This window comes from Streptomyces torulosus (genome assembly GCF_001419765.1).
Classification (GTDB): Bacteria; Actinomycetota; Actinomycetes; order Streptomycetales; family Streptomycetaceae; genus Streptomyces; species Streptomyces torulosus.
In genome coordinates, this window is record NZ_LIRK01000377.1 from 1 (window position 1) to 12,425 (window position 12,425).

Consider the following 12,425-nt stretch of genomic DNA (forward strand, 5'->3'; position numbering starts at 1 on the left):
ACTCGACGGTACTGGGCGGCGCCCAACCCACTGAGGTGGGTGGTTTCCCCGGTTTCCTGGTCGAGGTTCAGACGAACTACACCGTCGGGGACTCGATCATCCCGGGCACCGAGAGCCTGCCGGCCGAGGCCCAGGCGACCGCGATCGTCCAACCCCGTTGCGATGTCGACCTAGACGCTGATCCCGCGAAGCCGGTGACCCTGGACTGCGACGGTGAGCCGGTGGACATCGACCCCGACAATTTCGATCCGGACGACCTTCCCGACCCGTCCGTGATGTTCTCTGTGCGTCTGGCCGAGTGAGAGGAAGCTGTGTCCATGAAGTTCCGGTACACCACAAGGGGCCGCGCGGCTCTGACCGCGGTGACGATCGCCACCGGGCTGGTCCTCACGGTGGCCGGCTGCGGCGGGGGAGGGGACGACGACAGCCCGCCGAAGAAGGACTCTTCGGCGAAGCCCTCCCAGGACGACAAGGATGAGGCCAGGGAGGAATCCGAAGCCCCTGCCACGCAATCCGTCCTGGCCGAGGTCAAGGCCGGTGGTCTGACCCTCAAGGTCACGTCGGCCGCCCGTGACGGCGGTGGCTTCGTCACGGTTGAGGGAACCGTGACCAACGGCACCGGCAAGCCGTGGGTCGGCGCGGAGTGGCGAGGTGACGAAAGCGAACTGGTCAAGAACGGCGGGTCCATCGCGGGCGCCAATCTCGTCGACCCGAACGGGAAGAAGAAGTACCTCGTTCTGCGCGACACCGAGGGGCGGTGCCTGTGCACGAGGTTCACCGGCGGCGTTCAGACCGGCGCGACCACGGACTGGTTCGCCCAATTCCCCGCACCCCCCGAAAACACCACCTCCGTGGACTTCCAAGTCGGCTCCATGCCCCCCGCCACCATCGAGCTCTCCGAGGGCGAGTGACCATGGCCGCTCTCACCCCACGGGTCACCGCCGCCCTCGCGGTCGTGGTCGCGCTCGCCCTCGCCACCCCGGCGGCCCACGCCGACGACGACCCCAGCGAACCCCCGGGCTCCGTCACTACCTCCCCACCCCCGGAGGTGGACGCGAACAGTCCAGGGCTGAAGCTGGCCGCAGGGGCGACGCTCGCGCCCGCCAAGGTGCTGGACATCAAGTCGGTCGTGGAGGATCTCGGCGGCGAGGAGCGCCGCGAGGACACCAACGAGAACGTGACGTTCGCGCTCCAGGCGGAGGTCCTCTTCCCCAAGGACAGCGCGAAGCTGAACCCGCAGGCCCGCTCCCGCATCGAGGCGATCGCGGCGGAGATCAAGGCGCAGAGCGCGACCAAGGTCCGCGTGTTCGGCTTCACCGACGACCTCGGCTCGTACGCCCACGGCCTGACCCTCTCCAAGAAGCGCGCCGAGGCGGTCCACGACATCCTGGCCGGTGACCTCGACGGTGACGTCACCTTCGAGGTGCGCGGCTACAGCGAGGACTACCCCATCGCCGACAACTCCTCGGAGGAGGGCCGCAAGAAGAACCGCCGAGTGGAGGTCTCCTTCCCGAGGACCGGGTCGGGGACCGGCGACGAACAGAGCTGACGTCCGACCGCCCGCCTGATCTCCGGCCCGGCGCCGTCCGCGCCGAGCTGCGCTGACGCTCCTCCCTGCGCTGACGCTCCTCCCCGCCACACCTGCGGCCGGGAGCTGTCCCCCTGATGGACGGCTCCCGGCGGAGGCGCTCACGGGGGGCTACTCGTTGTGCAGCACCTTCGCGATGGTGAGCCGTGCCGCCGACCTCGCCGGGATCAGCGCGCCGAGGACGGCGATCGTGACGCCGGCCAGCATCAGCGCGGCCAGTTGGGGCAGGTGCCAGACCTGTTTCGTGAACTCCGGGAACACGATCACGCCGACGTTGTCCACGACCAGCCGGTGCGCGACGATGCCCAACGGGATTCCCAGCAGCCCGCCGACCACGCCGAGGGCCGCCACGGACGACATCGTCATCGTCATGACCTGGCGGGGGGTCATTCCGATCGACTTGAGCATGCCCAGGTCGCGCCGCCGTTCGCGGATGTCGAGCAGGACGGTGTTGAAGACGCCGAGCGAGGCGACGACGGTCAGCAGCACGGTGAACACCGACGAGAAGCCGACCACGGTCGTGGTGACGGTGTTGTCGGGTCGCAGCACCGCGGGGCGGAGAGCCGGGTCGGCGGCCCTGATCGCGTCGACGTACTTCCGGACGTCGGCGCCCTGGGTGAGCCGGACCGTGTACTCGGCGGCCTGGAACGAGGAGTCGAGGCGCCGCAGGGTCTGCCAGTTGGAGTCCAGCGCCTTGGCGTTGCCGTCCGAGAGCCGGCCCACGATGGTCACGGGGGTCTGCTCGCCGTTCAGTCGGACGGTGATCCGGTCGCCCACGGACAGCCCGTGCTGGTTGAGGAACGCTGGCCCGGCCGCGGCCTGCCCGGCGCCGTCGGGCCAGTGCCCGTCGACGACATGGGTGGCGAGGTCCCGGGTGTCCCCGCGGTAGAAGTTGGCGTACACGGGTTCCGTGTGTCCGGCGAGGCTCACCCTGGTGAGCCCGCGGACGGTCACCCGGTCCGCTCCGGGCAGGGACCGCAGCCGCTGCTCGGTCTGCCGGTCGGACAGGCGCCGGGTGGTGTCGCCCCCGGCGGTGGAATCCGCCTTCGCCTCCACACGCACCCGGGTGGCCCCGTCGTCGTCGACGAAGGCGAGCAGGGTGCTGGTCAGACCGGTCGTCAGGGTGACGGTGGTGACTCCGAGGACGATGGCCGCCATGGTCAGCAGCGAGCGGCCCGGCCGCGCGAACGGCCGGCCCAGGCCCAGGCTGACGGCACGGGGCAGGCGCGTTCCGCCGAGCCGGCGCTGGACGCGCAGCCCTCGTCCGGTCCGCGGCGAACTTCCCGCGGTGATCGCCTGGGCGGCGGGAAGCCGGTGGGCGCGTACGGCGGGGATCAGGGCGGTGACGACGACGAGGGCCGGCATCCCCGCCAGGCACAGCACGGACGGCCACCAACTGGTGCCGATCTCCGCGCCGCCCGTGTCGATGCCGGCGAAGGCCACCCGCAGGATGGGTCCCGTCGCCGCGTTCCCGATGAGGGTGCCGAGGACGCAGCCGATGACCGCGGGGACGGAGACCATCGTCAGATAGACCGCCATCACCTGGTTCGGGGTGAAGCCCAGCGCCTTGAGCACACCGATGTGCCGATGCCCGGAGACCACCGCCCCGCTGACGACATTCCCCACGATCAGCACGGAGATGAGGAGACCGAGGACGCCGAACAGCGTCATGAACGGCACATAGGCGTCCGCCTGCGCGGCGAAGGCCCGCTTGAGGGCGAGGTAGGACTGTGCGGTCACCAGTGAGTCGGCGGGCAGCCGGGCGGTGGCCGTGGTGAGGCCGGCCCGCAGCTCCCGTTCGGTCGCGGCGTCCGAGAAGCGGAACAGCATCTGGCGGGTGGCCGGGCGCAGCCGCTCCATCTGCTCGGGTGAGACCCAGCCCCCGGCGGACTTGCTCATGCTGGTGGCGAAGCCGACGACGGTGAGGGCCGGACCTCCACGGGGCCTGAGTTCGGTGCCGAGCGAGTCCCGGCCGGGTGTGCCGGCGACGGGCCAGTTGACGACGATCTCACCGGGAGCGGTGGCCCAGCGGCCCTCCAGGAGGTGGATGCGGTCGACCGGTCCGTCCGGTTCGGGCCGGCCCACCACGGAGAGGGAACCGGCCGGCATCCACAGCCAGTCCTCGGGCATCTCGAGAACGGCCTGCCCGAAGGGCCCGGCCGCGGCCTCGACCCCCGGTCGGCGGGCCGTGGTCGCGAGCTGCGCGGACGACACCCTCGACGCGTCGAACGACGCCACCGTGTGGGCCCCGCGCTGCTGCGCGAACGCGTTGTCGAAGGGGGCCGACGCCGCGGCGAGGAGCCCCAGCCCGAGCAGGATCGTCGTGGTGGAGCACAGGACCACGAGCCCGATGACGAACGTCTGGAGCCTGCGGCGTTTCACGGCCGCCCGCGACGCCCTCCACACGGCGCTCATACGGTGGCCTCCACAGCGCTCTCGCGGGCCACCCGGCCGTCGGCGACCTCGATCAGCCTGCTGGCGCAGCGGGTGGCCAGGTGCGGGTCGTGGGTGACGATCAGCAGTGTCTGACCGATCTGGTTGAGGTCGATCAGCAGGTCCATGACCTGCTCGCCCGAGCGGCTGTCCAGCGCGCCCGTCGGTTCGTCGGCCAGCAGCAGGGCCGGACGGTTCATCAGGGCCCGGGCCACGGCGACGCGTTGCCGCTCGCCTCCGCTCAAGGCGGCCGGGTAGGTGTCCTTGCGGTCGGCGATGCCGAGTTCGTCGAGGAGTTCCAGCGCGCGGCGGCGTGCCTGCCGGGCGGACGTGCCGATCAACTGGGCGGCCAGCGCGACGTTGTCCAGCGCGGGCAGGTCGTCGATCAGGTTGAAGAACTGGAAGATCATGCCGATGTGCCGCCGCCGGAACAGCGCCAGCCCGGTCTCGTTCAGCGCCCCCAGGTCCTGGCCGTGGACCTGAACGGTTCCCGACGTCGGGCGGTCCAGGCCCGCGACCATGTTGAGCAGCGTGGACTTGCCGCAGCCCGACGGTCCCATCACCGCCACCGCCTCCCCGGCGCGGATCTCCAGGCGGACGCCGTCCAGGGCCGTCGCGTCGCCGTACTCCTTGCGGACGTCGTCCAGCCGCACGACGGTTCGTGAGGGGTGGTTGTCCGGAACAGTTGTCATGGCACGAACCTAGAAGCGCCGGGACGGGCATGACGTCCCCCGCCGGATGTAACCGGTCGCGCGGGTCATCCTGGGGATGTAGGGATGTGGATCCGCAGCATGACGCGGCGGGCGGGCCGGGCTGCCAAGCTTGTGCGGGTGGGGAGTTCGGGGTTGATCTGGCTGGTCGCGGTGTCGGCGGCGGCGTGCGCCGCAGTGGTCGTCCTGAGCGTGGCGCTCGTGCGGGCCCGGCGGCGGCATCGCGCAGCCGTCGAGGAGGGCGGCTGGTTGCTGGAGCGGGAACGCGAGAGCGCCGCGCGGACAGCGGTCGACGCCGAGCGGGCCAGGATCGCGGCCGAACTCCACGACATCGTCAGCCACAACGTGAGCCTCATGGTGGTGCAGGCCGGGGCCGCCCGCGAGGTACTGGCCACCCTGCCCGACGAGGCCGAGGCCGCGCTGACCGCGGTCGAGAGCGCCGGGCGGACCGCGATGACCGAACTGAGGCACCTGCTCGGCCTGCTCGCCCCGGCGCAGAACGGGGACGACGAACCGTACGGCGGGGACCTGGCCCCTCAGCCGAGCCTGAGCCGGCTCAGCCCGTTGATCGACCGGATCGCCTTCGCCGGACTGCCCGTCGAGGTACGGATATCCGGCGATCCCCGCCCCCTGCCGACCGGGATCGACGTCACCGCCTACCGGATCATCCAGGAGGCACTGACCAACGCCCTCAAGCACAGCCACGGAGCGAAGGCCGAGGTGACGGTGCGGTACGCGGAGCACTGGCTGCGCGTCGAAGTCCTGAACAGCGGCCCGAGCGTCCTGTCGGACGACGCCCCCGCGCCCCCCGTCCGCCCTCCCGCGGAGCGGACCCGGGGAGCGGGACGCGGGCTCATCGGTCTGCGCGAGCGGGTCGCCGTCTACGGCGGTCACCTGGACGCGCGGCGCCGCCTGGGCGGCGGGTACCGTGTCCGCGCCCGAATCCCCCTGGACCGGCCATGACCACACCCACCGGCCCCGCCCCCCGGGTGGTGATCGCCGACGACCAGGAACTGGTCCGCACCGGCTTCCGCCTGATCCTGACCGCTCGCGGCATCGACGTGGTCGGCGAGGCCGCGGACGGCGCCGAAGCCGTCCGGACCGTGAGTCGACTGCGTCCCGATGTCGTCCTCATGGACATCCGCATGCCGCACATGGACGGCCTGGAAGCCGCCCGCCGGGTCCTCGCGCAGACCCCCGGCTGCCGAGTGATCATGCTGACCACCTTCGACCTCGACTCGTACGTCTACGCGGCCCTCGCCGCCGGCGCCAGCGGCTTCCTGCTCAAGGACGTCACCCCGGCCCATCTCGCCGCCGCGGTACGCCTGGTCGACACCGGCGACGCGCTGCTCGCGCCCGCGATCACCCGCCGCCTGGTGGAACGCTGGGCCTCCGGCGCCGGACGGACCGCTCCCGGACCGGCACACCCCGCCGTCCACCGTGACCTCACCGTCCTGACGCCGCGCGAACGGGAAGTGCTGACCCTCATGGGGCGGGGGCTGTCCAACGCCGAGCTGGCCGGGCACCTGACACTGAGCGAGGCGACGGTGAAGACCCATGTGGCCCGGATCTTCGCCAAGCTGTCCCTCCGCGACCGGGCCCAGGCCGTGGTCCTCGCCTACGAGACAGGGCTCGTCGCGCCCGGCGAGTCCGCCGACCCCGACCGTTGACCGCCGACCGCGTCTTCCCGTTCAAGCCCCGCCGCACGCGGTGCCCCGGCGATCCGACCCACCCCGCGATGCCATATCCGTGCGACCGGCCCTTCCCCGCGCCATGCTCGTCCCAGGTCGACACCGAGAAGCGCGGGAGCCCACACATGCGAAAGATCGTCCTGATGATGTCCCTGTCCCTCGACGGGTACATGGAGGGCCCGAACCGTGAGCTGGACTGGCATCTCGTCGACGAGGAGCTGCACACCCACTTCAACGACGTCCTCAGGGACATGGGCGTCTTCCTGGACGGCCGGGTCTCCTACGAGCTGATGGCCGACTACTGGCCCACGGCCGACCGGGACCCCGACGCGCCCGCTCCCGTCGCGGACTTCGCCCGCATCTGGCGTGAGAAGCCGAAGCTCGTGTTCTCGCGGACGCTGCACCGCGCCGAGTGGCACACCACGATCGTGCGGGACGTCGTCGTGGAGGACATCATGGCGCTGAAGGCGCAGGAGGGTGGCGACCTCGCCCTCGGCGGCGCCACCCTCGCCGCCGAGTTCATGCGGCACGACCTGGTCGACGAGTACTGGCTCTACATCCACCCGGTCATCCTCGGCCGGGGCAGGCCGCTGTTCTCGCAGGCCGAGGAGTTGCCGAAGACCGACCTGCGTCTGATCGAGACCCGCACCTTCGGCAACGGCGTCGTCCTGCTCCGCCACGGAAGGAACTAACCGGCGCCCCCGCCGGACCGAGCCTCGCCGGACGGAGTCTCGCCGGACCGGGCACCGCCATCGGACGGCGCTCCACGGCCGTGCGGCTCCTCGTCCCCGTACGGTCTGCCCTGTGCGTACGCCCGCAGGGACCCCACCACCGTGTTGGTGACGGCGACCAGCGGCACCGCGACCACCGCGCCCCCGATCCCCGCGATCATCCCGCCCGCGGCGACCGACAGGACGACGGCGAGCGGGTGGACGCGCACGGCGCGTCCGAGGATGAACGGCTGGAGGATGTGCCCCTCGATCTGCTGGACCGCGAGGACCACGACGAGGGTCATGACGGCGGTGAAGACGCCCTGCGTCACCAGCGCCACGACCACGGCGAGGGCGCCCGAGACGACCGCGCCGACCAACGGGATGAAGGCGAACAGGAAGATGAACACGGCGAGCGGGACGGCCATCGGCACATCGAGGAAGTAGATGCCGAGGCCGATGAAGATGGCGTCGATCAGGGCCACTATCACCGTGCCGCGCACGTACGCGGTCAACGTCCGCCAGGCGCGGGGCCCGGCCGCGGAGACTCCGGGGCGGGCCTCCGCCGGGACCAGCTTCAAGGACCACTGCCAGATCCGCTTGCCGTCGTAGAGCAGGAACAGCGTGGAGAAGATCGTCAGGAGGATGCCGGTGAGCGCCTCGACGATGACGGTCACGCCCTCCAGACCCGCCGTGGTGATCGTGTCCGTGTTGTCGCTGATGGCCTCGCGGAGGTTCTGGGCGATGTCGTTGATCTGGTTCTCGGTGACATGGAACGGGCTGTCGAGCAGCCAGCGCCGCAACTCGTCGATGCCGTCCTGGACCTGGTCGGAGAGGTCGTCGATGTTCTCCATGACCTGCCAGGTGACGAACCAGCCGATGAGCCCCATGATGACGAAGCCGAGGGCGGCGGTCAGGGCCGTGGCGAGGCCGCGCGGTACGCGGTGCCGGGTCAGCCGGGCCACCGTCGGCTGGAGCAGCGCCGTGATGAGCAGCGCGCTGGTGAAGGACAGCACCAGGAGTTGGACGGAGCTGATGATCCGCATCAGCACCCAGACGGTGCCCGCGAGGACGAGCAGCCGCCAGCCGGCCTCGGCCGCGACCCGCATGCCCCAGGGCACCGCGGACGCCGGGTCGGGGCGCGGGCGGAGGACGGCGGTGGGAGCGTCGGCCGGACCGCCGCCGGGGGAGCCCTGCGATTCCACCGCGAGTTTCTCGGGGTCATCGCCTCCGGACGCACGCGAGGAACCCCCCGCGGATCCCGAACCCGCTGAGGATCTGGACCCCGCCGAAGCCCCGGAACCCGTTGAAGACCCGAAGGACCCCGAAGACCCGTAGGACCCCGAAGATCTGGAGGACTCCGAGGACTCGGACTCGATCTCCGCGCGGCGGCGCTCCAACCGCTCGCCCCAACCGCTCAGGCCGGAGCCGATCCGGCCGAGCCACCCTGGCACCCGCGACTTCATTCGTCCTCTTCCCCCGTCGCCCCTGCTGTCCACCATTCACCCCGGAGGTCGCGATTCCTCCCGGGGGTTTCGACCGTACATGGCGGAAGCCCCCCACCGAAGAACGGTGGGGGGCTTCCGGGGGTCGAGCGGCCGACGAGGCCCCGCCGGCGAAGATCGCGGCTGGTCATCGGCGGTGCGGCGGGCCTAGTACCAGTGGTTGGCCTGCCAGAAGGACCACGCCTCGCAGGGGCTGCCGTAGCGCGATTCCATGTAGTTGAGGCCCCACTTGATCTGCGTGGCCGGGTTGGTCTGCCAGTCGGAGCCGGCGGACGACATCTTGGAACCGGGGAGCGCCTGGAAGAGACCGTAGGCACCCGAGGACGGGTTGACGGCCTTGTAGTTCCAGGTGGACTCGTGGTTCACGATGTTGCTGAAGCAGGTCCACTGGTCGCTCGCCACGACCGCCTTCGCCATCGCCTGGATCTCGGCGACGGAGTAGGAGCTCTGCGTCGGGGCGTCGCCGAGCGAGCTGGCCGCCTGGGCCTTCGTCTCGGCTTCTTCCTTCGCCTTGCGCTCCTGCTCGGCCTTCTCCGCCTGCTTCTGCTTCGCGATCGCGTCCTCGGCCGCCTTCTTACGGGCGGTCTCCTCGGCGTCCTTGCGGGCGGTCGCGTCGGCGGCGATGGCCTGGGCGTCGGCCTGTGCAGTCAGGGATGCGGTCTGCACCTGGGCCTGCTGACCCACGGGTATGTCAGCGAGCAACGTGGTGTCGTTCGCGACCGCCTCGGCGTCGTCCGTGGTCTGGGCGGTGCTGCCCGAGGCAACTCCGACGACACTTCCGACTGCGGTGACCGCGGTGGCCGAAGCCACTGCGAATCCCCGGACCGAAATCCGGCTCACACGGTTTCCTTCCAGCATCGCCCGCCTCGGTGACCCTGGCGGACGCAATCGTGCCCCTGGCGCTGGCCTCCCAACTGCGGGGTCACGGAGGCGCGGGCCCGGTGGGCAACTCCCTTGCGGGGAGCGCCGCGTGGTGCTCGGGCGGCATACGACGACGCTATGGAGTTGACCGTGGTGTTGCTGTGGTTCCGTACCGCTGGGGGTACGGCTGTGTCGTATGCGGGGCCTGACAGGAGTGAGACTCTGCCGTAACCGGGCGTCGCAAGGCAATTCATAGTTGCGTGTGAAAGCTCACACCTCGTTTGGCCCCAGGGATTCACGGAAACGCCCACACGCCGAAGCGCCGCCCGGCTAGGCTCATCGCCTTTGCCGGACGGCGCCAAGAGGTCCATCGGTGACCGGACTTGACCAAAAATGGTCAGATCGTCCGGAACCGGCAGAACCGTTAAATCTGCCCGTCCTCCAGCATTTCGGTCACCAGGGCCGCGATCTGGGAGCGTTCGGACCGCGTCAGCGTGACGTGGGCGAAGAGCGGATGGCCCTTCAACTTCTCCACCACGGCGACGACACCGTCGTAGCGACCGACGCGCAGATTGTCGCGCTGCGCCACGTCATGGGTCAGAACCACCCGCGAATTCGCCCCGATCCGGGACAGAACGGTCAGCAGGACGTTCCGCTCCAGCGACTGGGCCTCGTCCACGATGACGAACGCGTCGTGGAGTGAACGGCCGCGGATGTGCGTGAGCGGAAGGACCTCCAGCATCCCGCGCGCGGTGACCTCCTCGATGACCTCGCGGGAGGTGACCGCGGAGAGCGTGTCGAAGACCGCCTGCGCCCAGGGGCTCATCTTCTCGGCCTCGCTGCCGGGCAGATAGCCGAGCTCCTGCCCGCCCACCGCGTACAGCGGTCGGAAGACCATCACCTTCTGGTGCTGGCGCCGTTCGAGCACGGCCTCCAGGCCCGCGCAGAGCGCGAGCGCGGACTTGCCGGTGCCGGCCCGGCCGCCCATCGACACGATCCCGACATCCGGGTCGAGCAGCAGATCCAGCGCGATGCGCTGCTCGGCGCTGCGGCCGTGGATGCCGAAGGCCTCACGGTCGCCGCGGACGAGCCGGATGTTGCCGTCCGCCGTCACCCGGCCGAGGGCCTTGCCCCGCTCGGATTGGATCGTCAGACCCGTGTGGACGGGGAGGCCGCTGACCTCGGGGACGTAGACCGTCCCCTCCTCGAAGAGGATGTCCACCTGGTCGCCCGGCAGGGTCACCTCGGACATCCCGGTCCAGCCGGAGGCGTCCGTGATGGCGAGTTCCGCGCGGTACTCCTCGGCGAGGAGGCCCACGGAGGACGCCTTGATCCTGAGGGGCAGGTCCTTCGACACGACAGTCACGTCGTAGCCCTCGGCCTGCAGATTGCGGGCGACCGCCAGGATGCGGGAGTCGTTGTCCCCCAGGCGGTAGCCGGTCGGCAGGACGCTGGGGTCCGAGTGGTTGAGCTCGACACGTACGGTCCCGCCGAGGTCCCCGATCGGGATGGGGGCGTCGAGGCGGCCGTGCCGTACCCGGAACTCGTCGAGCAGACGCAGGGCCTGCCGGGCGAAGTAGCCGAGTTCGGGATGGTGCCTCTTCGCCTCCAGCTCCGTCACCACGACGATCGGAAGCACGACTTCGTGCTCGTCGAAGCGGCTCAAAGCGTTCGGGTCGGCCAGCAGGACGCTGGTGTCGAGGACGTAGGTGCGCCGGTCTGGCTTGTGGCGCTTTGTGCTGGTCACCACGGAAGGACGTACCCCCTCGGATGAGGTCGGGGAGCGACGGGTCTGAGCTGGGCCGGTCGTCGGCGCCGTTGCACGGGCCGGTGACCGGCCCTCCGCTGCTTCGTCCGTGCTGTGACCGCACGATCGGGCTGGTGCAAAGGGCCTCCCGGGCGGACGGCCCCGAGCCGTCCGCTGAGATCCGACACCCGTGGTTCGGGTGTCGACCTGACTGGCTTATGCCCTCGAACATGCGCCGCCATGCCACGCCGTACGGGGGCGCCCCGGTGAACTCCTCGTTACGTCTGCCGCGAAGGGGGCGGCAGGCACCTCATCGGTAACGCGGGGGAAATGCGGAGGTTCAGCCTCCGTAGCGCCGGTGTCGTACGGCGTAGTCACGCAGCGCGCGCAGGAAGTCGACCTTCCGGAAGGCCGGCCAGAAGACGTCGCAGAAGTAGTACTCGGAGTGCGCGGTCTGCCAGAGCATGAATCCGGACAACCGCTGCTCGCCACTCGTACGGATCACCAGATCCGGGTCGGGCTGGTCCCCGGTGTACAGATGGCGGCCGATCATGTCGACGTCGACGCTCTCGGCGAGCTCCTCCATCGAGGTGCCCTTCTCCTGGGCGTCGAGGAGCATGGACCGTACGGCGTCGGCGATCTCCTGGCGGCCGCCGTACCCGATGGCGACGTTGACCAGTATCCCGTCGACGTGCGCGGTGGCCTCCTCGGACTCCTTGAGGGCCGTCTGGAGCTGCCCGGGGAGCTGGTCGAGGGTGCCCACGTGGTGCACCCGCCAGCGGCCGTCGGCGGCGAGGGAGCGCNNGCTCTTCCTGGGGGCGGCCGAAGTTGTCGGTGGAGAACAGCCAGAGGGTGACGACCTTCACGTCCGTCTCGGTGCACCAGCCGAGGAACTCCTCGATCTTGTCGGCCCCGGCCCGGTGTCCCTGCGCGGTGGTGGAACCCGCGGCCTTCGCCCAGCGCCGGTTGCCGTCCATGATGACGCCGATGTGCTTGGGCACCTGGGCGTGGTCGAGGTGTCCCTCGACCCTGCGTGCGTAGACCTTGACCAGCAGGCCGCGCAGTGTGTCGCGCAGGTTCACGTGAAAGCCCCTCCGGTGTCGCGGCAGTCCCCTTGGTTGCCAGAGCCTACCGGTGGTGGAGGCCAAGTCCGCCAAGGGGTGTTCGGGGGTGGGGGCCC

General features: G+C 70.4%; 11 protein-coding genes and 2 pseudogenes. 6 read left to right on the forward strand and 7 right to left on the reverse strand.

The features are described 5' to 3' along the window. The 3 genes and pseudogenes from AOK23_RS25525 to AOK23_RS25535 all read left to right on the forward strand — a co-directional run. Window positions 1-302: pseudogene (locus tag AOK23_RS25525) on the forward strand (hypothetical protein); the annotation flags it as partial. Between the two features lie 15 nt (window positions 303-317). Next, window positions 318-911: a hypothetical protein gene (locus AOK23_RS25530; RefSeq protein ID WP_055714982.1), complete on the forward strand. Its 594-nt coding sequence runs from the start codon at window positions 318-320 to the stop codon at window positions 909-911. A 2-nt stretch (window positions 912-913) separates the two neighbouring features. After that, window positions 914-1,549, forward strand: coding sequence for an OmpA family protein (locus AOK23_RS25535; RefSeq protein WP_206336291.1), 636 nt, complete (start codon window positions 914-916; stop codon window positions 1,547-1,549). A gap of 150 nt (window positions 1,550-1,699) precedes the next feature. On the opposite strand, the gene AOK23_RS25540 is transcribed toward AOK23_RS25535, so the two are convergent. Further along, window positions 1,700-4,003, reverse strand: coding sequence for an ABC transporter permease (locus AOK23_RS25540; protein ID WP_055714984.1), 2,304 nt, complete (start codon window positions 4,001-4,003; stop codon window positions 1,700-1,702). After that, window positions 4,000-4,713: an ABC transporter ATP-binding protein gene (locus AOK23_RS25545; protein ID WP_055714985.1), complete on the reverse strand. Its 714-nt coding sequence runs from the start codon at window positions 4,711-4,713 to the stop codon at window positions 4,000-4,002. Before AOK23_RS25545 ends, AOK23_RS25540 begins: the two co-directional genes overlap by 4 nt. A gap of 153 nt (window positions 4,714-4,866) precedes the next feature. Between AOK23_RS25545 and AOK23_RS25550 the strand changes: the two genes are divergently transcribed. The 3 genes from AOK23_RS25550 (at window position 4,867) to AOK23_RS25560 (ending at window position 7,114) form a co-directional block, all read left to right on the forward strand. Next, complete coding sequence (locus AOK23_RS25550) at window positions 4,867-5,694, forward strand: sensor histidine kinase (protein WP_055714986.1); 828 nt, start codon at window positions 4,867-4,869, stop codon at window positions 5,692-5,694. Further along, the gene (locus tag AOK23_RS25555) at window positions 5,691-6,401 is read left to right on the forward strand and encodes a response regulator (protein ID WP_055714987.1); all 711 of its coding nucleotides are present in this window, start codon (window positions 5,691-5,693) and stop codon (window positions 6,399-6,401) included. The genes AOK23_RS25550 and AOK23_RS25555 overlap by 4 nt, the downstream gene beginning before the upstream one ends. Window positions 6,402-6,547: 146 nt before the next feature. Continuing rightward, window positions 6,548-7,114, forward strand: a complete 567-nt coding sequence (locus tag AOK23_RS25560; RefSeq protein ID WP_055714988.1) for a dihydrofolate reductase family protein — start codon at window positions 6,548-6,550, stop codon at window positions 7,112-7,114. Here the strand turns inward: AOK23_RS25560 and AOK23_RS25565 are convergent. From AOK23_RS25565 to AOK23_RS51490, 5 genes and pseudogenes are all read right to left on the reverse strand, one after another. Further along, window positions 7,111-8,598, reverse strand: coding sequence for an AI-2E family transporter (locus AOK23_RS25565; protein WP_079049701.1), 1,488 nt, complete (start codon window positions 8,596-8,598; stop codon window positions 7,111-7,113). The two genes, AOK23_RS25560 and AOK23_RS25565, sit on opposite strands and share 4 nt — an antisense overlap. Before the next feature lie 186 nt (window positions 8,599-8,784). Next, window positions 8,785-9,495 (reverse strand): aggregation-promoting factor C-terminal-like domain-containing protein, encoded by a 711-nt coding sequence (locus AOK23_RS25570; protein WP_206336292.1) that lies wholly within the window; start codon window positions 9,493-9,495, stop codon window positions 8,785-8,787. Between the two features lie 427 nt (window positions 9,496-9,922). Beyond that, window positions 9,923-11,248 (reverse strand): PhoH family protein, encoded by a 1,326-nt coding sequence (locus AOK23_RS25575; RefSeq protein ID WP_055543334.1) that lies wholly within the window; start codon window positions 11,246-11,248, stop codon window positions 9,923-9,925. A 337-nt stretch (window positions 11,249-11,585) separates the two neighbouring features. After that, on the reverse strand, window positions 11,586-12,048 hold a 463-nt coding region (gene uppS, locus AOK23_RS50240), incomplete at its 5' end, for a polyprenyl diphosphate synthase (protein WP_240496554.1). A 2-nt stretch (window positions 12,049-12,050) separates the two neighbouring features. Then, a pseudogene (locus tag AOK23_RS51490) lies at window positions 12,051-12,327 on the reverse strand (undecaprenyl diphosphate synthase family protein); the annotation flags it as partial. Window positions 12,328-12,425: the final 98 nt, after the last annotated feature.